The 21,137-nt window shown below is 60.4% G+C and carries 19 protein-coding genes; 13 read left to right on the top strand and 6 right to left on the bottom strand.

The window, feature by feature from the left end:
- Window positions 1-510: 510 nt before the first annotated feature.
- The 4 genes from AC5ZG1_RS38310 (at window position 511) to AC5ZG1_RS38295 (ending at window position 5,866) form a co-directional block, all read left to right on the top strand.
- Window positions 511-2,757 carry a TOMM precursor leader peptide-binding protein gene (locus AC5ZG1_RS38310; protein WP_496135989.1) on the top strand — a complete coding sequence of 749 codons (2,247 nt, stop codon included), beginning with the start codon at window positions 511-513 and terminating at the stop codon, window positions 2,755-2,757.
- Window positions 2,758-2,851: 94 nt separating this feature from the next.
- Window positions 2,852-4,225, top strand: coding sequence for a SagB/ThcOx family dehydrogenase (locus AC5ZG1_RS38305; RefSeq protein WP_496135994.1), 1,374 nt, complete (start codon window positions 2,852-2,854; stop codon window positions 4,223-4,225).
- A 140-nt stretch (window positions 4,226-4,365) separates the two neighbouring features.
- Window positions 4,366-4,995 carry a DUF1326 domain-containing protein gene (locus tag AC5ZG1_RS38300; RefSeq protein ID WP_496135988.1) on the top strand — a complete coding sequence of 210 codons (630 nt, stop codon included), beginning with the start codon at window positions 4,366-4,368 and terminating at the stop codon, window positions 4,993-4,995.
- A 49-nt stretch (window positions 4,996-5,044) separates the two neighbouring features.
- Complete coding sequence (locus AC5ZG1_RS38295) at window positions 5,045-5,866, top strand: DUF2182 domain-containing protein (protein WP_496135987.1); 822 nt, start codon at window positions 5,045-5,047, stop codon at window positions 5,864-5,866.
- Between the two features lie 31 nt (window positions 5,867-5,897).
- Here AC5ZG1_RS38295 and AC5ZG1_RS38290 read toward each other — a convergent pair whose 3' ends face one another.
- On the bottom strand, window positions 5,898-6,209 hold the full coding sequence (locus AC5ZG1_RS38290; protein ID WP_496135986.1) for a hypothetical protein: 312 nt from the start codon (window positions 6,207-6,209) through the stop codon (window positions 5,898-5,900).
- Window positions 6,210-6,617: 408 nt separating this feature from the next.
- On the opposite strand from AC5ZG1_RS38290, the gene AC5ZG1_RS38285 reads away from it, so the two are divergent.
- Window positions 6,618-6,950 (top strand): hypothetical protein, encoded by a 333-nt coding sequence (locus AC5ZG1_RS38285; RefSeq protein ID WP_496135985.1) that lies wholly within the window; start codon window positions 6,618-6,620, stop codon window positions 6,948-6,950.
- A 383-nt stretch (window positions 6,951-7,333) separates the two neighbouring features.
- On the opposite strand, the gene AC5ZG1_RS38280 is transcribed toward AC5ZG1_RS38285, so the two are convergent.
- Both AC5ZG1_RS38280 and AC5ZG1_RS38275 read right to left on the bottom strand, forming a co-directional pair.
- Complete coding sequence (locus tag AC5ZG1_RS38280; protein ID WP_496135984.1) at window positions 7,334-7,963, bottom strand: hypothetical protein; 630 nt, start codon at window positions 7,961-7,963, stop codon at window positions 7,334-7,336.
- 97 nt (window positions 7,964-8,060) lie between these two features.
- Complete coding sequence (locus AC5ZG1_RS38275; RefSeq protein WP_464349686.1) at window positions 8,061-8,798, bottom strand: metallophosphoesterase family protein; 738 nt, start codon at window positions 8,796-8,798, stop codon at window positions 8,061-8,063.
- Window positions 8,799-9,066: 268 nt separating this feature from the next.
- On the opposite strand from AC5ZG1_RS38275, the gene AC5ZG1_RS38270 reads away from it, so the two are divergent.
- Window positions 9,067-9,684, top strand: coding sequence for a transglutaminase-like cysteine peptidase (locus AC5ZG1_RS38270; RefSeq protein ID WP_496135983.1), 618 nt, complete (start codon window positions 9,067-9,069; stop codon window positions 9,682-9,684).
- A 7-nt stretch (window positions 9,685-9,691) separates the two neighbouring features.
- Here AC5ZG1_RS38270 and AC5ZG1_RS38265 read toward each other — a convergent pair whose 3' ends face one another.
- The 3 genes from AC5ZG1_RS38265 to AC5ZG1_RS38255 form a co-directional block, all read right to left on the bottom strand.
- Complete coding sequence (locus tag AC5ZG1_RS38265) at window positions 9,692-10,876, bottom strand: hypothetical protein (protein WP_496135982.1); 1,185 nt, start codon at window positions 10,874-10,876, stop codon at window positions 9,692-9,694.
- 195 nt (window positions 10,877-11,071) lie between these two features.
- Window positions 11,072-11,347 carry a hypothetical protein gene (locus tag AC5ZG1_RS38260; protein WP_496135981.1) on the bottom strand — a complete coding sequence of 92 codons (276 nt, stop codon included), beginning with the start codon at window positions 11,345-11,347 and terminating at the stop codon, window positions 11,072-11,074.
- A 73-nt stretch (window positions 11,348-11,420) separates the two neighbouring features.
- The gene (locus tag AC5ZG1_RS38255) at window positions 11,421-11,966 is read right to left on the bottom strand and encodes a hypothetical protein (protein ID WP_496135980.1); all 546 of its coding nucleotides are present in this window, start codon (window positions 11,964-11,966) and stop codon (window positions 11,421-11,423) included.
- A 313-nt stretch (window positions 11,967-12,279) separates the two neighbouring features.
- Between AC5ZG1_RS38255 and AC5ZG1_RS38250 the strand changes: the two genes are divergently transcribed.
- The 7 genes from AC5ZG1_RS38250 to AC5ZG1_RS38220 all read left to right on the top strand — a co-directional run bounded on the left by AC5ZG1_RS38250 (window position 12,280) and on the right by AC5ZG1_RS38220 (window position 21,119).
- Window positions 12,280-13,479 carry a polysaccharide biosynthesis/export family protein gene (locus AC5ZG1_RS38250; RefSeq protein WP_028168372.1) on the top strand — a complete coding sequence of 400 codons (1,200 nt, stop codon included), beginning with the start codon at window positions 12,280-12,282 and terminating at the stop codon, window positions 13,477-13,479.
- Between the two features lie 100 nt (window positions 13,480-13,579).
- A complete protein-coding gene (locus AC5ZG1_RS38245; RefSeq protein ID WP_496135979.1) occupies window positions 13,580-14,182 on the top strand; it encodes a hypothetical protein in 603 nt (200 codons plus the stop codon).
- A 22-nt stretch (window positions 14,183-14,204) separates the two neighbouring features.
- Window positions 14,205-15,683, top strand: a complete 1,479-nt coding sequence (locus AC5ZG1_RS38240; RefSeq protein ID WP_496135978.1) for an O-antigen ligase family protein — start codon at window positions 14,205-14,207, stop codon at window positions 15,681-15,683.
- A 120-nt stretch (window positions 15,684-15,803) separates the two neighbouring features.
- On the top strand, window positions 15,804-16,424 hold the full coding sequence (locus AC5ZG1_RS38235; RefSeq protein WP_496135977.1) for a hypothetical protein: 621 nt from the start codon (window positions 15,804-15,806) through the stop codon (window positions 16,422-16,424).
- A 328-nt stretch (window positions 16,425-16,752) separates the two neighbouring features.
- The gene (locus AC5ZG1_RS38230) at window positions 16,753-19,059 is read left to right on the top strand and encodes a polysaccharide biosynthesis tyrosine autokinase (RefSeq protein WP_496135976.1); all 2,307 of its coding nucleotides are present in this window, start codon (window positions 16,753-16,755) and stop codon (window positions 19,057-19,059) included.
- Between the two features lie 133 nt (window positions 19,060-19,192).
- On the top strand, window positions 19,193-19,831 hold the full coding sequence (locus AC5ZG1_RS38225; RefSeq protein ID WP_496135975.1) for a hypothetical protein: 639 nt from the start codon (window positions 19,193-19,195) through the stop codon (window positions 19,829-19,831).
- 427 nt (window positions 19,832-20,258) lie between these two features.
- Window positions 20,259-21,119 carry a glycosyltransferase family 2 protein gene (locus AC5ZG1_RS38220; protein ID WP_496135974.1) on the top strand — a complete coding sequence of 287 codons (861 nt, stop codon included), beginning with the start codon at window positions 20,259-20,261 and terminating at the stop codon, window positions 21,117-21,119.
- Window positions 21,120-21,137 lie beyond the last annotated feature (18 nt).

Raw genomic sequence — 21,137 nt, 5'->3', positions numbered from 1 at the left:
AGCAGCCGTACCGACGGGCGACGTTCAACAGAGGCCGAATTTCTCACCTGGCATGGTGATCACGCTCGGTGAAGAGGAGCTGGCCGACGTCAGCCTCGCCACCTTCCATCTCTTCGACAACGAAAACCTCGGCAGCGGCGTGCAGCTAGCCCAGCGCGGATGCGGTGGCTGTCGTGGATGTGGTGGCTTCCGGGGATGCGGTGGCTTCCGCGGATGCGGTGGTTGTCGCGGCTGCGGAGGCTGTGGATGCAGAGCCTGCCGATGCGGCGTCGGGTGTGGTGGCTGTGGCATTGGTTGGATAGGCATAGGAGTGCCGTGGGTCGCATGCGCAGGTTGCTGTGCATCCTGGGGCCGGTGCCGCTGGTGCTAGGCTGCGGCACGTACTGATTGTGTACCGACAAGCCAGGAATTCATTGGCCGGGCTCGCGATCGACCCGGCCATTTCTGTTTTCGTTGCAACACTTGCGGGCGATCTGAAATGGCAAATAACAAGATCCGCGTGCTGACCCGATGACAGCCAATCGCAAGACTCCTGTTACGAAGCAGACCCGCAAAGACATCCTGCAGTTCGCGCCAAACTTCACCGCCTATGTCCTGCCTCCCGATGCGGTTTGCCTCTATTCCGAGGATCGCAAGTTCTTCCTGCACGGCGAACTCTATTGTGCGCTGGCCACGGCGATCGGAAAAAATGGAAAGGCTGCGCCAGAGCTCATCCGCCAGCTTTCGAAGAGCTTCCCGCCCGACAAGATCGAGGAGGCGATCAAGCGGCTGATCGAGCGCCGATATGTCGTGACGGCAGCATCGCACGGATTCGCAGGCGCCGTCGCTGGATATTGGGCGAGCCTCGGCCTGCCTCTCGAACTCGCGGAGCAGAATCTCCGCAATTGCCCGGTGCAGGTGGAATCGATCGATGTCAAAGGCGCGAGCGAACTTACCGCTGCCTTGAGCAAACTCGGCGTTCGCTTCGCCAAGCGTTCGCCTAAGCTCGTGATCACGCTCGTAAGCGACTATCTTGACCGGCGATTGGCTGAGATGAACCGCGAGCGCGTGTCTGACAAGACGCCCTGGCTGCTGGTGCAGCCGTCGGGCGTGTTTCCACTGGTGGGACCCGTGTTCAAACCGGGCGAGAGCGCCTGCTGGACTTGTCTGTTTGATCGCATGATACGCAATCGGGAGATCAAGGGGTTTCTCGACCGCGGACAGGCGCGTGCGGTCGCCGTATCGCCTCTGGTCAGCGACACCATCGGGCAGACCGCCATCCACTTTGCTGCCGTCGAAATTGCGAAGGCGATTGCCTCCGGCTTTCGCACAGATCTGCGCGATCACATTGCAAGCTTCGATCTCACTGGTGCGGTCGTCGCCAAGCACTATGTCGCGCGGCGCCCGCAATGTCCCACCTGCGGCAACAAGAAGCTGCAGAATCCGCGCCGGGCTGCGACGCCGATCGAGATTGCCGAGGGCACAAAGCTCATCATGACCAGCGGCGGATACCGCACCGTGACGTCGCGAACCACGGTGGCGCGGTTCCGCAAGCATGTAAGCCCGCTGACCGGAGTGGTGACGCGGCTCGAGCGGATCGAGGCTGATCTGCCGATGAACACCAATTTCTACGCCTATCACAATTTCTCTGCGCCGGCCCAAAGCCTCGATCAGCTCAGGTCGGGACTGAGCGGCGGCAGCTTCGGCAAGGGCTCCACGGCCGAGCAGGGCGAGGCCAGCGCGTTGATGGAAGCAATCGAGCGCTACTCGGGCATTTTCCAGGGCGACGAGATCACGACGGAGCGCCGCTTTATCGATTTCGCTCCCGGCGACGCCGTTCTTCCCAACGACGTCCAGCTTTTCAGCGAAACACAGTTTCAAAACAGACATGCCCCGTCACCGGACGATTCACATCCGGTCCCTGAGCCGCTCGATCCCTCGACCAAGACCGAGTGGTCGCCGGTCTGGTCGTTGCGCGACAAGCGCTTCAAATATCTTCCGACCGGCCTCTTGTACTTCTTCTATGGCGGCTTCCATACCGATTCCAACGGATGCGCGGCCGGCAACACCCGCGAGGAAGCCATTGTCCAAGGCTTCCTCGAACTGGTCGAGCGCGATGCCTATGCCATCTGGTGGTACAACCGGGTGCAGCGCGCCGAGGTCAACCTCAAGCAATTCGACGATTCCTATGTGCAGGATCTGCAAGCGCAGTTCGCTGACGCCGGGCGCAGGCTCTGGGTGCTCGACATCACCAGCGATCTCGGCATTCCCGCTTACGTGGCGATCACGCACTGGATGCAGAACGGACACGAAAATATCGAGTTCGGCTCCGGCGCGCATTTCGATTGCCGCATAGCTTTGCTGCGTTCGCTCACCGAGCTGACCCAGTTCATGTCAATCGGCATGATGGGCGGCGGAAGCGGCGAGAAGCCGACGCTTGACGGTGTCACGCCGCTGCGCCTGGAGGATTATCCGTTCCTGATCCCCAGCGACGATCCGATCGTCCCGCCGGCGCCGAGCCTTAAGGTTCACGACAATACGCGCGACCAGGTCAATGCCTGCGTCGAGATCGCCACCAGCGCCGGATACGATTTCCTCGTGCTCGACCAAACGCGGCCCGATGTCGAGGTCCCCGTCGTCAGAGTGCTCGTTCCAGGCTTGCGGCATTTCTATCGCCGCTTCGCACCGGGCCGGCTTTACGATGTTCCGGTGAAGCTTGGACTATTGGATCGCCCGCGACAGGAAAGCGAACTCACGCCGTTCCTACCACACACCTGAGGCTCGGTCTTTCGTGCGCGCTCCCCGGAAAAAGCCAGCCAGGAAGATCGCGCCAGTCATTGCTATCAGATTGAACGGTCGTTTTTCCCTTCAGATGCAGGCGGACGGAAGCATCGCCGCCGCCCTGGGCGACTACTCGGTCAGTCTGGGACCATTCAGCGCGGCCGCGATGGATCGCGCGGGACATCTGGCTGCCGGCCTGCCGCTCGCTTCCTTTGCCGGCAAGAGCGCCGTCGCCAGGGAAGTCGACATCCTGGTGCATCGACTGGCGCGGCACGGGCTTGTCGAATACCGCCTGTACTCTCCGCGTGACGAGCAGGATCTCGTGGTCATCGAGCCGCAGGTCCCTGAATACTGGCCGCAATGCGCAAAGCTGGGCGATCGTGACATCGTCGTGTTGTCGCGCTTTGCCTATCTGCGCCGGCGCGGCAATGAGATGGTGCTGGAATCGCCGCGCGCCGGCGCGCTGTTTCGGATCGGCGATCCCGCCATCGCCGCGACGATCGCTGCACTGTCTCGACCGCAAAAGATCAGCAAGCTTCGGCGCGAGGCGGCCTTCTTCAACCTCGATCTGCTCGGACTGCTGCTCGACAGCCAGATCCTGCTCAAGCTCGACGCGAAGAGCGGCGACGGCCTTCGGTTGAATGAAGGCGACGGCAATCTCGTTCTGTGGGACTTTCACGATCTCCTGTTTCACACGCGGAGTACAGAGGGCCGGCATGCCAATCCAGTTGGCGGCACCTTCGCCTATGCGGGCGCAGTTGCACCGCTGCCGGCGGTGCGTCCACCTTGGTCCGGCAAGACCATCGACCTGCGCAAATTCTCCACCCCGGGGCCGGTCTCACCCTTCGCGAAGCTGTTGCGCGAACGCCATTCGATACGGGATTTCGACGACGAGCACCCGATCACGCTCGCCGAACTCGCGCAGTTTCTCGACGCTACAGCCCGCGTGCTGTCGGAATGGAAAAGCGATGCGAATTCTGGCGTTCCTGAAGTGACCTACAGCACAAGGCCCTATCCGTCCGCGGGCAGCGCCTACGAGCTGGAATTATACCTCGCGGTGTCAAACTGCGAGGGGCTCGACCGCGGACTTTACCACTACGACGCGGGTGGCCACGCACTGGTCGCGATCGGCGCCTCCGCCCAGCAACTCCATGCGCTCTCGACGGCGGCCGAGTTTGCCATGGACGCGGCCGGTGCGCCGCAGGTCCTGATCACGATCGCCGCGCGCTTTGGGCGGATTTCCTGGAAATACAGCTCGATCGCATATTCGCTGATCCTGAAGGACGTTGGCACCCTGATCCAGACGTTCTACCTGGCGGCGACCGATATGGGACTTGGCGGCTGCGCCATCGGTACGATCAACATCGATCTGTTTGCAAAAATGACGGAGCTCGAATTTCATGTAGAGAGCCCGGTCGGCCAATTCGCACTCGGACGCGGCAGGAAACCGCTGGCCGCAAGCTAGAGAGGCAGTGGAAGGAAGCGAACTCCTTCTTGAGCCGGGAGTGGAATCGGCTTGCGGTTCCTCTCCGCGCAGCGTAATTTTCAACCATACGTAGATCATTCGGAAGCAATCTGTCGGGTTCGGCCTAGCGGGAGAGAGCGATGGCGGACGTCCCATGGCACCTTTCCGGTGACTATTTCGAGAATTGCAGTTGCAGCCTCGTGTGTCCGTGCCTTGTGTCAGCGGCTCCCCCGTTGACCTCGCGACCGACCGAGGGCTTTTGTAATGTACCGCTGATCTTCCACGTCGAGAGTGGCCGCTATGGCGACATCGCGCTCGATGGACTCAATGTTCTGGTTATCCTCCACGCACCTGGGGTCATGGCAGACGGAGACTGGTCGGTGGCCGCCTATATCGATGAGCGCGCCGACGATGAGCAGACCGAGGCCCTGGCTGCGATCTTCACCGGTGCCGCCGGCGGTCCTATGGCCGCGTTCACACCGCTGATCAGCAAGAACCTTGGGGTGAAGAAAGCCCCGATCACATTCCGGATCGACGGCAAGACGCGGTCCGCGGAAATCCCTGATATTCTGCACATGTCCGTCGATCCGTTGCCGACCATGCATCCGAGCGGGGAAATGTGGGCGAACATCGGCCATCCGGTCAGCCCCGACAGGATGGTGTTGGCGGTTGGCGCCTCCGGCAATACGTTCACCGATCATGGCATGCGCTGGGACAATTCCGGCAAGAACGGCCTCTATGCGCCGATCAGCTGGTCGAACCAGCCGTGATGCAGCGCCTGACACGGCGCTTCGACAAGACCGGACGCACTCCTCGCAAATGATCGACAGCCGCCTGGAAACGGTGCTGCGGCGCGATCGCTGGATCGTCGGCGGCGCGATCGGGATCATTGCCGCGCTGGCATGGGGCTACGTGCTCTGGCTCGCCAACGACATGGACATGGGTGGCATGGACATGACCGGCTTCCGCATGATCCCGGCCGGGATCGGAATCATGTTGCCGGCCAACGAGCCATGGCGAGCGGTCGAGTTCGCGTATGTGTTCCTGATGTGGGCGGTGATGATGGTCGGAATGATGGCACCCTCGGCAGCTCCCATGATCCTGATGTACGCCCGCGTCGGTCGACAGTGGAAAGCGCAGGGCAAGCCGTTCGCTGCGACCGGTTGGTTTGCGGCCGGCTATCTCCTCGCCTGGAGCGGCTTTTCGCTGGCAGCAACCTTTCTCCAATGGGTGATCGAGCGGATAGCCCTGCTGGATTCCCGGATGGTGATCGCCAGCAACCTTTTCGGCGCAATCGTGCTGATCGCGGCGGGAGTCTATCAATGGACACCGCTCAAGGACGTCTGTCTTGCTCAATGCCAGTCGCCGTTTCTGTTCTTGATGCGCCACGGCGGCTTTCGCGACGACCCGCGAGGCTGCCTGCTGCTGGGGCTTCGGCACGGAGGTTATTGTGTCGGCTGCTGCTGGGTCTTGATGGCGCTTTTGTTCGTAGGCGGGGTGATGAACGTGCTTTGGATTGCGCTCCTGGCACTGCTTGTCCTTTTGGAGAAACTTACGCCGGTCGGACGATGGATCGCGCGTGCTGCCGGCATTGCATGTGTGGCCGCGGGCGCTTGGCTGCTGGTGTCCTTGCCGCAGTGATGAGCAGTTCGACCTTAAAACTAATTCTTTCTCACACCAATCGCCGAGCGCCGCCGTTGGCCAGGCCATGTGCGGACAACCGTCTCTTCATAAAGAGGGGCTTCGCGTCAGGTCGATCCGTGCGGTAAAAACCCGCTATTTTGAAACAAAAATTGATCGAATGCTCCAAGAAGAGCGAGGATATTTCCCAGAAATGGCTTGATTTATCCGTTCGGTAGTTCGTGCCGGTATTTATTTGTTTGATGAGTAACCAGCCATGACTGATCAACAATTGAAGGCAATTGGCGAAGCCCAACTCATTTTGGAAGAAGACTTTCGGTCGTACCCCAAGGATGATGTCCATATCCTTGGAATACTCGAACGCCCCGACTTGATCGTTGCCGTAAGCCGATTGCGGCAACGAAGCGGTTGGGTGCGCTTATGAGACAGCCGCTACAATCGTTAGCTTTGACCGCTTGCATTTCTGTGCTCCCGTTGATCGGGATGTCAAATGCACAGGCAACGCAACAATGCAGCGCCGCGATGCCATCAAATCCGCGAGGGCAGTGGTGGTCCTATCGTCTCATCGACGGAAGAAAATGCTGGTATGCGGGCAAGCCCATGCTTTCGAAATCGTTGCTCGCGTGGCCCAAGGAGGCATCTGCCGCACCGCGTTCTCCAGAAGCTGACGGCGTCCTCATAGCGACTGGAGATCCAATAGACGCACAAGCGGTGCCACTGAAAGACTCTGACACCTTCGAAGCGCGATGGCGTGCCCGGATATCTATTTGCGGCGCATGCAACTGACCAACAAGGACACGCCGCGGCGAAGATCGAGCACGAATTCGAGCTGCGCGTTCGGTTATTGCGTCCAAGATACTGGGGGGAGCGAAAAGAGGCCGCCAACTCCTGCAGCCCCTTTCTTTGGCCTGAGGTGAAAGTCACCGCCAATGGTGATGATGCCGCCAGCCATGGTGGTGGCCGCGGTACCAACCGTGGTGATGGCCCCTATGCCAACCGTAGTGATGGCCCCGGTGCCAACCGTAGTGATGGCCGCGACCGCCGTGATGGCCCCACCCATGCCCGTGCCCATGACCGCCTCTGACCTGAATGACCGCCTCATCGGCTCCGCCCAGCGTATAGGGTGTTGCTGCGGGCATAGCCGACGCCGACATAGTTGGCGCAAGCGCAAAAGCACAGCCGGTAAGTCCGATGATCAGAAGCCGTTTCATTTTGGTGCCTTCTCCTTTGTGGCAAATGCTTCTGCAGACTAAGAGCTCTGTTTTGAATGTTGACTGAACGGTGCATTAAACGCCCGTTCAGCACCGTTGCGACTGACTTGCGGGATCGCAATTGGGTCATCTGTTCTTGCTTCGACCAATGTCCTTGACGGGTCACCCGGCTCACACCCGGCAGGGCTCGGATCGAGCTAAATGGGTTCTGCTCAAGAAGCCGACATGTCAGCGTTCATGAGCACCCTGCACGAGTCTAGTAACGCCGCAGCAGGTTGCCGAACTTCGGATCCAGGGCCTGCGCGGATTCCATCAGCAGGGTTTTGCCGGGCGGTGTGGCCTGCACATAGGCTGCGATGAGCGGGGCTTCGAAACGGGAGCGGTTCGAAAGCACGGAGCGAATATCCGACAAGGCGAGCAGGCGCATCTCTTCATCCGATGCGGCCGAATTCGACGTGACGGCCTGAAGTCTCATGAACGCCACATCGGACGACACTGGTCCCGTAAGATAGGACGCCTTCAGCGCGGGAAGGGCGGTGCCATCGGTCCGCGCTTTCAACGTTGCAAGCGTCAACCAAAGCACCGGCCTGATCGGCGAAACTTTCAGCGCGGCCGCGACGGCGCCCTGAGCGGCCTGACTGTCCTCCGCCCGGGTGGCAGGATCGAGTGCGGGTTGATTCAGAACCTGCGCTGCCTTCGCGATCGCATGATCAGCGAGAAAATCCCCGTCGAGTGGAAACAGCGCGGCGAGGATGGTGGAGGCAAAGCCTGTTGTCGCGGCCTCGCCGTGAAGTCTGCCCGTCAACAAGTCGTCTGCACGAAGCTTCGACCGACTTAGGTCCGCACAGAAGCTGAAGGCGGCATAGGCGATCAGTATCACCGCCATGCACGTTCCCGTCGCGCGGAGCCAGGTCATTTGATTCATCGGCTGACTTTGTGGATGGGCACCGTTCGTCGGTGCCGGATAAAGCCCAATTGAAACTTCAAATCGCGAGCAGACTATCACCCTGTATCGTCAGCAGCGTCAAGTTGCCGGTCGCATATGCGCCCGTATCGATGTTGATGCGGTTCGGCCGAACGTCCGGCGCGCTGACGGGCGTGTGTCCGTGAACGATATATTTGCCGAAACGCTCCTCGGAATTGAGAAACTCCTCCCTGATCCAGAGCAGATCCTGATCCTGCTGCTTGTCGAGCGCAACGCCGGGGCGAACGCCGGCGTGCACGAAGAAGAAGTCCCCGCAGGTGAACGACGTCGGCAACTGCTCGATGAACGCAAGGTGCTCGGGCGGCAAGGCACGCTTCAATCCTTCGATGAGCTCGACCTGCTGTTCCGTCGTCGGGTTCATGGTCGGCGTCACGCCATAGGACATTAGCGTCAAGAGGCCGCCGTAATGGCGCCACTCCTGGAGCTTGGCCGGGTCCTTCAGGACGTCGAGCAGGAAGACCTCGTGGTTCCCCTTGAGGCAAACCGTTTCGTGACTTTGGCTGCGCTGGATCAGGATATCGAGCACGGCCCGCGATTGCGGCCCGCGATCGACGTAATCGCCAAGGAAGACCTGGATGGCGCGCTCCGGCGCCGAACGGTCGAGATCAACGTCAATTACGGTTAAGAGCGATTGAAGAAGATCGGCGCGTCCGTGGACATCTCCGATCGCATAGACGCGGACGCCATCGGGAAGCCGGGGCTTGATGTTCTTGCGAAAGCGTCGGGTCAGACCCATCCTTAAGCCAACTCGCCTGCCTCCGGAGCTGAAGCTCCAGATTCTTGTTTTGACGCGTTTTCTTCATCGCGAACCGACGTCCGTTTCGCTCGAAAACGCTAGAGCCGATCAACCCTGCCACGGCTCTTAGCAGAGCCCATTTCGGACCGATATCGTTAATTGTTTCAGAAAGAGTTGCTTCGGTTTTGACTAAAGGGCCGCGCAGCGAATGAGCTGTATCTCAAGAGGTCTTTTGTAGCTTCCCCGCAACGAGAACGGGGGGCGCAAAATGCGCGGAGTTGCAAAGATATTGGCGGTTGCCGCCGCCATCTTCACGATCGGGCTGCAGCACGGGGCGAAGGCCGGCTTTGTCGGCACGCCAATGGCGCTGCGGGGGGCTATCCAATACATCAAGTTCGATGCGCCGACATTGCCGCCGATGGCGTTCACGATGTTTTGCCTCAAATATGCCGGCGAGTGCAAACCGCGCCGCATGGTGTTCCGAGGCGGACGGCTGAAGCTCACCGCCGAGCGTTGGGCCGATCTCAAGGAGGTCAACCATTCGGTGAACACCGGGATTCGGCCACAGGCCGATCTGGAGGGGCTGGCCGGCGAGAAATGGCTGCTGCATCCGGCAAGCGGGGACTGCAACGACTATGCGGTGACCAAGCGCCACGAGCTGATCGCAAGGGGGTGGCCGGCCCGTGCCGTTCTGCTCAGCGAGGTGGTGACGACCTGGGGCGAGCATCACCTGGTCGTCGTCGTGCGCACGTTCAGCGGCGACCTGGTCCTCGACAATCTGACCCAGAACATCTCGCCCTGGTCGCGCAAGCCCTACCGCTGGGTGCGCATCCAGATGCCCAAGAACCCCAACTATTGGGCATCCCTGGGCGATCGCAACGCCTGAACTCAGCTCACCGTGCGGCCTGGCTGACGCTTTGCGAAAGGCCAAGCCCCACGATCGCTGCAAGACAGACGATGGCCCCGGTACGTAGCAGGCCGGGACCGGCAAATCCCTGCACAACGGCGAAGCAAAGGCTGGCGGCCGCCGCCGCCGAAAAGAAGGAGTCGCGGCCACGCCGCAGCGCCCCTGAGACAAGGCGCGTCAGCAGGGAAAGCACGATCGCGATTGCGAGTGCCAAGCCGATCCAGCCCGTTTCCACGAATAGTGCGATGGCTGCGGAGGGGACCGCAAGCGGTGCCGTTGCATCGCCGGATTGATAGATCCGGCCGATGGACTGGAAGGCTCCGGCGCCGGCACCGAACCAGCGCGTATCGGCAAGCAGGCGGTCGAGGACCGCGCGCGCTTGTTCTGGTTGGATCGGCAGAAGCCGCAGCAACGGCGATCCAGAGCCTTTTTCGAAGATCCAGGTCAGAACGAGGGCCGCGCCAATGGCTGCGACCACGCAAATCGCGCTGGCAGCCAGGGCCGACAGGTCCAGCCTGCGAATGACCAGGATGAGCAGAAACAGCGCGACGCCGAGCGCGCAGGCAACCGCGCTGTTGGTGTCGGAATATCCCAGGATGACGGCGCCGTTGATCAGCAGGCCCGCGAGCCCCAGCATGCCGATAGCAACGGAACGGATGATTGCGTGACGCGTTTCGGCGCGCTCCGCGGCCAATTGCATGACGGCGAGATTGAGCGCCACGCCAAGGCCGCTCAAGCTGGTCGCGAAATCCCAGCCATCCGGACCGATGCTCGCTCCCTGCAGCCGATGATCGACGATTTTCAGCACGGCCACGAGAGCTGTCAGGGTGCTCAACACGAGCAGGACGAGCTCGGCCCGCCGCCGATCCCTGCTAAGGACGATCGTCACCCCGATCAGCGCGACGCAAGCGAGCGCCAGAAGGAATGCGCCGAGCGTTCCGCTGAAGTCGGCCGTGACGTATCCGAAGGGGATTCCCTGCAGGGCATCATACGTAGTGGTCCAGATCGGATGAGCGAGTGACAACCCGATTGGCATCAATTGCGCGCCAATGCAGAGCGGAATGGCGATCAACACCCAGCGCAGGTTCGCCGTCGCGCGCAGCAAATGCTCCCGATCCGCCTTGCTCACGCTCATCGATGCCGCCAGCAGGCACACGCCTACAGCGGCCATTCCGAGCTCGGTGACGAAGCCGGAGTTGGAAGTTTCAAGAACGGTGGTGAAAACGAGCGCGAAGAGGAGGGCGAAAAAAGCGACGGACAATCGGACTGCTCGGAAAATGCCTGAACCGAGTCGCCACCATATCTCCCGTCGGCTTCATTTCAAAGAAGCGGTCGTGACAATTGGATCCGCAAGCGCGGCGGGGGATCAGCGGGCGGTCTTGAGCGGACGAGCCACAGCGCGCGTCGCCCGCGCCGCCGCGAGGGCGAAGCGCGTGAATGATCCGAACAGATATCCACCGTGAAGGGCAAGTGAGCCGATCGCACAGCCTGTGAGACTTTCGACCAGCGTCAAGGAAAGGATCGGGGCAAGCAGGAGCGCAATTGCGCCGGTCGCAATCGTCAGAGGCAGAAGCACGAACACCTTGAAGCGCAAGCCGAAGACGGCGCCAAAGAGAAAGCTGAAGATTGCAACCTGAGCCATACGCACACACTCCTGTTCGGAGTGTCGGCTCCAGACCTTAAAACGCGCTTAAGTCGGATATGCAGATTGCAGCTTACTGGCTGCAGCTTGCAAGCAGCGTGCTGTAGGCTTCGCGGAGCCCGTTGAGAGCAACGATACCTTTGATTTCGTTGGTATTTTCCTTGACGGTCACCGCCAGCGAAGGCGTGGTCTGCCATTTGCCGCCGGCCAGCACGCCAGCTTCTTCGGGCAGAAGCACCGCTGCCCCTGCGGCGGCCATCGTGGCCTCGAAGCTCTGGGAGAATCCCGCCGAGGCAAGCGTCACCCGGGGACGGCTGCGCGGTGGAAATGGCCGGATCAGCGCCACCAGCACCTCGATCTTGCCCTTCGGCGCACAGCGGATGATCAGGCCGGCAAAATCCGGATCGGACTGCAGCGCGTCGGCCGTCTTCATGATGGCAACAAAGCTCTCGTCCGCCTTGATCCCCTGGGCCCGGGTGAACTTCCAGTTCGACATATTGGCCACAGGTATCGGGGTCATCCGGCAGACCCGCGCTGAGCCTTCGGTGCGGCAGACCGAGTTCTCATAAGTTAATTTGTTCGCCGGAGCGGGGGGAACTTGTCCGAGCGCCAGCAGCAAAACCAAGGCTGGAAGCATGTGATGGCGCTCCGAAGTGGTCAATCAACGCAGGCTTAGCAAACCCTCGAAGATCGGGAAACTCACCCCTACCGAATCCGCCATCCTCGGGATACTGCCCAGCTAAAGGGCAGGTCCGCTGTCATAAATGTTGCATATTTGATCAGGGATACCGCTGAAGGTCCCCCATAGTTGCGTCGGCGCCACACTCGCGGTTCCAAATCGCCGTTAACCATCTGTTCAGGGCCGGAACGTCTTGTCGCAGTGCGAACGGCGCCGTAGGACTCGCCCGTATTGGGGAAGTTGGGGCGATTCAATGTATTTGTTTGCCAAGGGCTCATTTCTGAGCACGTCTGTCTTGTTGCTTGCTGTGGGACTTGCTGGTTGCTCGACTAACCCGGGTTCCGGGCCGCTCACCGATGATGTTCTTTCGCAGACGACGGAGAATGGGCCGCAATACGAACTCATTCCGATCAATACGACCACGGTGAAGATCCTTCACACCCACGAGCCGAAGGGCCTCGCGGGTGCCTTCACCGACCAGCGGCCGCCGGCGAGCATCGTGTTCGGCATTGGCGATGTCGTCAGCGTCACGATCTTCGAAGCCGCCGCGGGTGGTCTTTTCATCCCGGCGGAAGCAGGTGTGCGTCCGGGTAACTTCGTGACCATTCCCGATCAATCGGTCGACAATGACGGCTTCATCACCGTGCCCTATGCCGGTCAGATCAGGGCAGCCGGCCGTACCGCCGTCGAAATCCAGCGGGCAATCATCGAGCGGATCGGCAATCGCGCGATCGAGCCGCAGGCCGTCGTCGCGATGGCGAGCCAGCGCACGCAGCTCATCAGCGTGCTCGGAGAGGTCAACACGCCGGCGCGCTATCCGGCGAGCGCCGCCGGCGCCAAGGACAAGGTGCTCGACGCGATCACCCGCGCGGGCGGCATCAAGGGCCAGGGCTTCGAGACCTGGGTGATGTTGGAGCGCGGTGGCAAGCGCGCGACGGTGCCGTTCGAGAATCTCGTGATGGCGCCGGAGAACAATATCTACGTTCGTCCCGACGACAGCATCTATGTCTACCGCGAACAGCAGAAGTTCCTGGCGTTCGGCGCGAGCGGTCAGAGCGGCGAATTCAATTTCGACGCCTGGCGCATCAATCTTGGGGAAGCGGTTGGCAAGGCGGGCGGTCTGCTCGACTCGCAGGCCGATCCGGCCGCGGTGTTCCTGTATCGTCGCGAGCCTCGGAACGTGGCGGCTCAGCTCGGCATCGACATCAGCAAGTATACCTCGGACACGATCCCGGTCATCTTCAGCGTGAACTTCCGCGATCCCGGTGGCTTCTTCCTCGCCACCAAGGTGATGATGAAGAACCAGGATATCCTCTACGTCTCGAACTCGCGTAACGTCGAAGTTGCCAAGTTCCTGACCTTCCTGCGGGTGGTCATGGCGACCGGCGGCGATGCGGTTAACCTCTCGAACGACGCGCTGATCTTCCGCAACAACATCAAGCTCGCGCCGTAACTCACCTCGGCCACGCAAACAAAATGGCACCGTGACTTTGTCTCGGTGCCATTTTGCGTTTATGAGCAAACTTCGTGTTGCTCACATCTGAAGAGGCCACATGCTGTTGGTTCGGCTCGGGCGGGGTAGCCTTGCTGCTGCGGCGGCGGCGTGCGTGGTGATCGGCCTGCTGGCAAGCGAAGGCCGGGCCCGGTCTGAGACGCTGGGCGTTCGCCACCGGATCGATGTCGTCGTCTCCGCCGAGCCGAATGCTCCTGTGATGGAGCGGCTGCGCGGCTCGAAGGGGGCGCTTTCCTTTACAGTGCGTCTGTCAGCGAACTCCCAGGAATCGCGCTATTTTGGCATGCTTTCACCGTCCTTTTCCGATATCGTCATTCCAGAAAACGCAGGCGCACCGCTGGTTGCGCAAACCAAGATCTGGGAGGAGGAGACCTGCCATCAGCGACGGGGTTTGCCGAAAGTCACGGTCACACAGATCAAGGCGAATTTTGGCGACGACAAGAACGGCATCGAGGTCTCGTCCATCAATCGTCACATCGGACTCCGAGTGCCCGCTGACGAGCTCACGCCGGGCATCAAACTGGGGCAGGGCAGCGACGAGAGCGGCTCCTTCTATGCGGTGCGTGCACAAACGAGGGACAGCCGGCTGAACGTCGACCTGAAGATTTATCCGTTCGACTGCTTCTTGAGAAACTTGAAATAATGAGATTCGCGCGAAGAGGCTCATGCGGCTAGGCAGGCTCAATATCCGGTGGTCGAGAAACCTGCTTTCCACCAGCATCCTGATTTTTGTCGTTGCCGGCGCACCGTTTCCGTTCGGCTCCACCAACGACCTCTCCATTGCCTTTTGGTGCCTTTGCCTCGGTCTCGCGCTGGCGCTCGCCTCCACCCGCGCGCTGCGAAGCGAGCATGCACGGATCATCGCCGGTATCGGGGTGATTATTGCGGGATACGCATTCGTGCTGCACGAGCAGCTTTCCGATCACCCCTGGCTTGCGCCATTTCACCCGATCTGGAAACAGGCCTCCGACCTGCTCGGCACGCCGATTGCGCCATCCGCTTCCATCGTCAAGAACGAAGCCTTCTTTGCGCTTGGCGCGCCGCTCGCGAACGTCCTGGCGCTGCTGCTTGGTCTGATCATCGGAGCGGAGCGTGAGCGGGCGCGGCTTATCCTGTGGGTGATCGCAGCCTCGGGCGCGATCTACGCGCTCTACGGCGTGTTGTCGTTCCTGATCGAGCCAACCATGATCCTGTGGCGCGACAAGACGGCCTATCTCGGCAGCGTCACCGGGACCTTCATCAACCGCAACACCGCGGCCGCTTATTTCGGGTCCTGTGCGGTGATCTGGATGCTGCTGATCCTCGAGAAGATCCGGCGGCGGATGTCGGAGCGGCGCCTGATCTGGGTGCGCCTTTCAAGAGACCTGGCCGACATCCCGCCACGCGAGATCATCCCGCAGGCGCTGGCGCTTCTGATCTGCCTGATGGCGATGTTCATGACGACCTCACGCGCGGGCGTCGGCCTGTCGCTGCTGGCGATGATCGTCTCGTTCACCGTATTCTTGCGGAAGGATCTGCCAGCGCGCACCGGCATATGGATTTCGCTCGGGTCCGGTATCGTCGTCGCGCTGGGCCTGTTGCAATTGCTCGGCGGACGGGTCTCCAGCCGGTTTGACTCGCAGGGGCTGGTGGATGAGGGGCGGGTGGAGGCATGGAAGTCGACGCTGCGCATCATCGCCGACAATCCCTGGTTCGGCACCGGGATGGGCACTTTTCAATGGGCCTTCCCGCCGTATCGCAGCCCGAACATCTCGATTCGCGGCGTCTGGGATGCCGCGCATTCGACTCCGCTCGAGCTTGCTTCCGAGGTCGGTATTCCGCTGACACTGCTGGTGGCGGCTGGCTGGATCGTGATGTTCGTCGTTCTCGCCAAGGGCATCTTCAGCCGGCGGCGGGATGTCATCATTCCGCTTGCGGCAGCAGCCACCGCCTGCCTCTCGCTATTGCATTCGATGCTCGACTTTACTCTGCAGGTCCCCGGCTACAGCATTCCGTTCTTTGCGCTTTTTGGCGCTGGGCTAGCGCAATCGTTTCGCTCCGGCGAGGCCGCGATCAAGCCGAGCAAGATGCAGGAGGGCAGCGACGACGCAGCCGGGCAGCGGCAGCCGCGTACCCTTGAAGTTCATAAAACTGTCTATTTTTGAAGCGCTTGCCGCTTAACGAAGTTTTTAGAATGGGTGGACAGCGGGAACCGGTTCCGCTACGTTGCACCGCGCATAGCGATATTCTCGCGCTCAGGGGCGGCTGATTTCAGGAGGAATTATATGAGCGTTCTTAAGTTCGCGCTGCGGGTCGCCGCGGCGGCGGCAATCGTCGCGACCATTTCATCGGCAGCCAGCGCGGCCGTTTATCCGCCGCGGCAGCAGCTTTCGGCGCAGATCATTTCGGAATTCAAGGGTTCGCCGACGAGCCTGTTGCAGCAGCATCCGCAAGCCGGCGCGGCGATGATTTCGCGGGTGCGCGACCTCGCGGCGTCCGATCCCACGACGCTTCCGGTGCTGATCGGGCTCCTGAAGGATTCGGCGACCAGCAAGGATCAGGTCAAGGCCATCGTAGCGGGTCTGGCGCAGGTGGCGCGGCTTGCCGCTCGCAACGATCAGGCCTTCGCCGACGAGATTCAGCGGGCGATCGCTGGCACCAACAACCAGGACGTGATCGCCGCCTATCAGGCCGCGACCGGTGACGTCGCGATCGCGGCGGCCGGCGGTGGTGGCGCAGGCGGCGGTGGCACCGGCGCCGGCGGGCCGACCGGTAATTTCGGTGCCGCGTTCGGCGGCAACAATGGCGGCGGTGGAACGTTCGGCGGACTGCATTATGCGAACTCCGGCTCGAACTTCAGCGGCTCGGTCGGCGGCACGACCAGCAGCGTCAGCCCGCGCCGCTGAGCGCGTTCAGCTCAGTCGACGCATCTCAATCGGCTTTCGAGAGCGGCGCCAATGCGCCGCTCTTCCGTATTTGGACGGGGTGTCAAACGCGCGTCATGGTCGCGCGCGAGCGCCGTTAAGCTTCACGCGAAATCTCGTGTGTGGAGTGCGACTGCACCGCATCAATTAAGTTCATCCCGGTCCTGCGCCATGCTATTCTGCCGCACGGCATCGCGCTTTGGGGCACGGTATTTCCCTCGCTCGCGCGGGCCGCGGGGCGATCCAACATTAAAAATCCAGATCCGTTATCCCTCGATACTTGAACGCTGGTTGATTTCAGGAATTGCAGATGCTGCAGGTGAATAAGCCGACCTCGGAAATCAACCGCGAATATGTCGAAATCGAAAGCTCCCCGTCGCAGACGCTGACCTCCTATCTGGAGGTGATCAGGCGGCAGTTTCCGACCATGGTGGCGATCGTCTCGGCGTGCCTGATCCTCGCGCTGCTCTATCTGTTCACCGCCGCGCCGCAATTCACCTCGACTGCCTCGATGGTGATCGACACCCGCAAGGTGCAGCTGTTCCAGCAGCAATCCGTGCTCGGCGACATCGCGGTGGACTCGGCGACCGTGGAGACCCAGGTCGAGATCCTGAAATCCGAGAACATCAGCCTTGCGGTGATACGCGACCTGCACCTGATCGACGATCCCGAATTCACCGGCGGCGGCGGCGGCCTCATCGGCACCGTGATCGGCGCGGTCGGCAGCCTGTTCTCGGGCGGCGACGCGCCGTCCGAATTCGAACAGACGCGCAAGGCGCTGGAGCGGTTCGAGAAGAACCGCACCATCAAGCGGCTCGGCCTCACCTATGTGATGGAGATCGGCTTCACCTCGCTCGATCCGGCGAAGGCGGCGAAGATCGCCAATGCGATCGCGGACGCCTATATCGTCGACCAGCTCGAGGCGAAGTACCAGGCGACCCGCCGTGCCAGCGTCTGGCTGCAGGACCGTATCAAGGAATTGCGCACGCAGGCCTCCGCCGCGCAGCGCGCCGTGGTCGATTTCAAGACCGCCAACAATATCGTCGACACCGGCGGGCGGCTGATGAACGAGCAGCAGCTCGCCGAGGTCAACAGCCAGTTGATCCTGGCGCATGCGGCGACCGCGGAAGCCAAGGCGCGGCTCGACCGCATGAACGACATGCTCAAGCAGGATATTCCGGACGCCAACGTCGCCGATGCCCTGAAGAACGACACCATCGTCAAGCTCCGCGCGCAATATGTCGACATGGCCTCGAAGGAATCGATCTGGTCGACCAAATATGGCAGCGAGCATCTCGCCGCGGTCAACCTGCGCAACCAGATGGCCGAGATCAAGAAGAACATCCAGGACGAGCTCAAGCGCATCCAGGAATCCTACAAGAGCGACTACGACATCGCCGTGACGCGCGAGGAGGCGATCAAGACCAGCCTCGCCAATGTCGTCTCCGAATCCCAGCTCACCAACCAGGCGCAGATCCAGCTCCGCGAGCTCGAGAGCAACGCGCAGTCCTACCAGGCGATGTATGACAATTTCCTGCAGCGCTACATGGAATCGGTGCAGCAGCAATCCTTCCCGATCACCGAGGCGCGCGTGATCAGCGCGGCGACCGCGCCCTTGAAGAAGAGTTCTCCGAAGACGCTGATCATCCTCGCCGCAGCGCTGATGGGTGGCTTGATGCTGAGCTTCGGTGCGGCGATGGCGCGCGAGCTCACCGACAAGGTGTTCCGCACCACCTCGCAGGTGGAGGAGGTGCTGGGCACGAACTGCATCGCGATCCTGCCCTCGCTGGCGCCGCCGGCCGGCCTGCCGTCGAAGCTCCCGGACGGCCTGCAGTCGAGGCTCCCCGCCGGCCTGCAGTCGAAGCTAGCCGGCAAGCTCGCAAAGCCGAAGAACAACCCGGAGCCGGACCTGCTCCGCTATGTCGTGGAGAATCCGCTGTCGCGCTTCGCCGAGGCCGTCCGGACGCTGAAAGTTGCGGTCGATCTCAATTCGATCGTGCGCGAGAACCGCGTGCTCGCGGTGACCTCGACGCTGCCGAACGAAGGCAAGAGCACGCTCTCGACCAACCTCGCGCAATTGATGGCGCATAGCGGCGCGCGCGTGCTCCTGGTCGATTGCGACCTGCGCAACCCCTCGCTGTCGCGCGCGCTGGTGCCATCTGCGCAAGCCGGCCTCGTCGACGTCGTCGCGCAGAAGGTGCAGCTCGAGGACGCGCTGACGATCGACCCCGTCACCAGGCTCGCGATCCTGCCCGCCGGCACAACGTCAAAACTCCTGCACACCAACGAGATACTCGCCTCCAAGCCGATGCACGCGCTGATAACCCTGCTGCGCTCGAAGTTCGACTACGTGGTCCTCGATATGCCGCCGATGGCCCCCGTGGTCGACGTCCGCGTGACGTCGTCGTTCGTGGATTCCTATGTGTTCGTCGTCGAGTGGGGCAGGACCAATATCGATGTCGTCAGCCACAATTTGCGCGGCTCGCCGGAAATCCAGAACAAGCTGCTGGGCGTGGTGCTGAACAAGGCCGACACCAAGATGCTGGCGCGGTATGAATCCTACCACGGCCGCTATTATTATCAGAAATATTACGCGCGCTATGGGTATGTGGAATAGGATTCGTTTGCCTAGATCTCACTCAGTGCGTCGAGCCTCCTTGCGAAGTGTCTTCGTAGTATTGGGTGTTGTGGCAGTACTCTGGTCACTGGCCACTGTGCCTTTGTTTCGGCGGACGGCTTCGGCAAGGGATGTGACGGCACAGATATTGGCGGATTATCGTTTCAAACCCGGTAAGTTGGACGAAATCCTGGCGCGCATCGAAGTGCGGCCAAATCTAATTACAGTGCCATCAGAGCTGACTCGGGCGATTGCTCTCATCGCTCTGCGAACCAGCGAGGAATCGATAGAGCGGATGAGCTCAGAGGAGTTCGACCGAAATATTCGGACCGTTGAAGACAAGCTGAAGACGACCCTAGCCTTGAATCCAAGCGATTCTTTTGGATGGCTAATGCTCTACTCCGTTAAGATAGCAGGCAATGGATTTGATCCGAAGAATGTTGAATATCTCGATCAATCTTATGCCACTGGTCCTCTCGAGGGATGGGTTTCACTTCGCCGCAACCGGTTGGCGTTAGGCATCTTTGCATTTCTTGACCCTGGAATACAGAACTTGGTGGTTTCTGAGTTTTCAGAGTTGGTTGACTCGGACTTCATCGATGACTCTGCAAGTAGTTTGAGTGGGGTTGGTTGGAATAGTCGGGAGCGCTTATTGGCTGGCCTTGCATCGGTAGACATAACCAGTCGACAAAGGCTTGCGAAGCGGCTTTCAGCGGACGGCATTAAGGTCGCCATACCGGGCATCGAAATGGACGAAAGGCCTTGGCGGTGACGTCAGTTTTTCATGCGCTTGGCGGGCGAGGCTGCTGTCTCGTTTTTCTTCTTTTTCTTGTATCGATCGCGCCAGCTCGGTCTCAAACTAGCGCAACAACCTCGAATACACCGAGACTCACAATGCAGGGACCGGCGGACCAGCGCGATGGAACTATCATTCGAGACGCACTGGGGCGTCCATGTCTAGATGTTGAGGCCGCTGCTCGCACGCATATCGTGAACCCCGACGTGCTCGACCACGTCGTGAGTATCAAGAACAACTGCCCTCGGTTGATCAAGGTGAAAGTCTGTTATTTCAACTCTGATAACTGCCGGTCCTTCGATCTGCTAGCCTATAAGAGAATGGACACTATCCTCGGCACGATGACCGGGGTTAGGACCTTCAGATACTCTGTTTTTCAAAAGTAGCGTTCAGCCAGGATCACATGCGCGAGCGAGTTACTGTCGTGATCCCCACGTACAATTCCCAACAGACGATTTCTGCGGCCTTGGAGTCGGTATTCGCGCAAGACTGCGACACGGCGTCGACAATCATCGTAGTTGATGATGCTTCGGTTGACGATACTCTGACAGTGGTCCGTAGCACGATACAGAGGGCACCCTCGCATTGCGCTGTTAGGATCTTGACTAGCCCGGTGAATTTGGGAGGAGCGGTAGCCCGTAATCGAGGGATTGAGGGCGCACCAACAGAGATGGTCGCGCTCTTGGATGCCGACGATGAGTGGAAGCCGGATCATCTATCTGCATCCGTCGAGTTCCTAAGAAATAGGGGCCTTGATTTTGTGTTCAGCTCACCGGAGGCTTCAAAGAAAAATCCGGCCTATAAGACAGGGACATCGCCCCTCGAGTTTATCTTTGTGCGAGGCGGGATTGCTCAAACGAGCAGCTTTGTTTTTCGTAAATCGTCTACATTGCGCTTCGATGAAAGACTTCGGAAGCATCAAGATTTCGATTTCTTGATGAGCGCTTTCTCGATGGGGCTAGCTATTGGTCAGTTGGATCGGGTTACCAGTTTTTACAACGACACGAAGGAAAAAAGGGCGAGAGTTAGCAAGCAGCGTCGACCCACCAGCTCAAGGCAATTCTTGTTAAAGTGGCGTCGTCAAATGTCTGCGGATTCGCGTTTGTGTTTCCTGATCTGGTTTCACTACTATAATCGGGGCCGCATTAGCTTCCGTACCGCGTGGTGGGCATTGAGGCGAGTAATTCGATCCAATATCAGCGCGGTTCTTAAAGCTCGGCTTGGAGTAAGCATCATGAGGGCGCTCTCGAGTCGACCGATATAGCGCTTCGAGATCGGTTCT

The sequence above is a fragment of the Bradyrhizobium sp. Leo78 genome (assembly GCF_059512425.1).
The sequence above is the reverse complement of the archived record's forward strand: the minus strand, read 5'-3'. Positions and strand labels throughout refer to the sequence as shown.

Bases quoted from the DNA above. Each gene is read 5' to 3' on its own strand.
- AC5ZG1_RS38245 (WP_496135979.1), top strand. From the start codon at position 13,580: ATGCTGTTGGTTCGGCTCGGGCGGGGTAGCCTTGCTGCTGCGGCGGCG.
- AC5ZG1_RS38220 (WP_496135974.1), top strand. From the start codon at position 20,259: ATGCGCGAGCGAGTTACTGTCGTGATCCCCACGTACAATTCCCAACAG.
- AC5ZG1_RS38305 (WP_496135994.1), top strand. From the start codon at position 2,852: ATGCAGGCGGACGGAAGCATCGCCGCCGCCCTGGGCGACTACTCGGTC.
- AC5ZG1_RS38265 (WP_496135982.1), bottom strand. From the start codon at position 10,876: ATGGCCGCTGTAGGCGTGTGCCTGCTGGCGGCATCGATGAGCGTGAGC.
- AC5ZG1_RS38240 (WP_496135978.1), top strand. From the start codon at position 14,205: ATGCGGCTAGGCAGGCTCAATATCCGGTGGTCGAGAAACCTGCTTTCC.
- AC5ZG1_RS38230 (WP_496135976.1), top strand. From the start codon at position 16,753: ATGCTGCAGGTGAATAAGCCGACCTCGGAAATCAACCGCGAATATGTC.
- AC5ZG1_RS38235 (WP_496135977.1), top strand. From the start codon at position 15,804: ATGAGCGTTCTTAAGTTCGCGCTGCGGGTCGCCGCGGCGGCGGCAATC.
- AC5ZG1_RS38270 (WP_496135983.1), top strand. From the start codon at position 9,067: ATGCGCGGAGTTGCAAAGATATTGGCGGTTGCCGCCGCCATCTTCACG.
- AC5ZG1_RS38310 (WP_496135989.1), top strand. From the start codon at position 511: ATGACAGCCAATCGCAAGACTCCTGTTACGAAGCAGACCCGCAAAGAC.
- AC5ZG1_RS38275 (WP_464349686.1), bottom strand. From the start codon at position 8,798: ATGGGTCTGACCCGACGCTTTCGCAAGAACATCAAGCCCCGGCTTCCC.
- AC5ZG1_RS38290 (WP_496135986.1), bottom strand. From the start codon at position 6,209: ATGGACATCATCCTTGGGGTACGACCGAAAGTCTTCTTCCAAAATGAG.
- AC5ZG1_RS38260 (WP_496135981.1), bottom strand. From the start codon at position 11,347: ATGGCTCAGGTTGCAATCTTCAGCTTTCTCTTTGGCGCCGTCTTCGGC.
- AC5ZG1_RS38295 (WP_496135987.1), top strand. From the start codon at position 5,045: ATGATCGACAGCCGCCTGGAAACGGTGCTGCGGCGCGATCGCTGGATC.
- AC5ZG1_RS38280 (WP_496135984.1), bottom strand. From the start codon at position 7,963: ATGGCGGTGATACTGATCGCCTATGCCGCCTTCAGCTTCTGTGCGGAC.
- AC5ZG1_RS38300 (WP_496135988.1), top strand. From the start codon at position 4,366: ATGGCGGACGTCCCATGGCACCTTTCCGGTGACTATTTCGAGAATTGC.
- AC5ZG1_RS38250 (WP_028168372.1), top strand. From the start codon at position 12,280: ATGTATTTGTTTGCCAAGGGCTCATTTCTGAGCACGTCTGTCTTGTTG.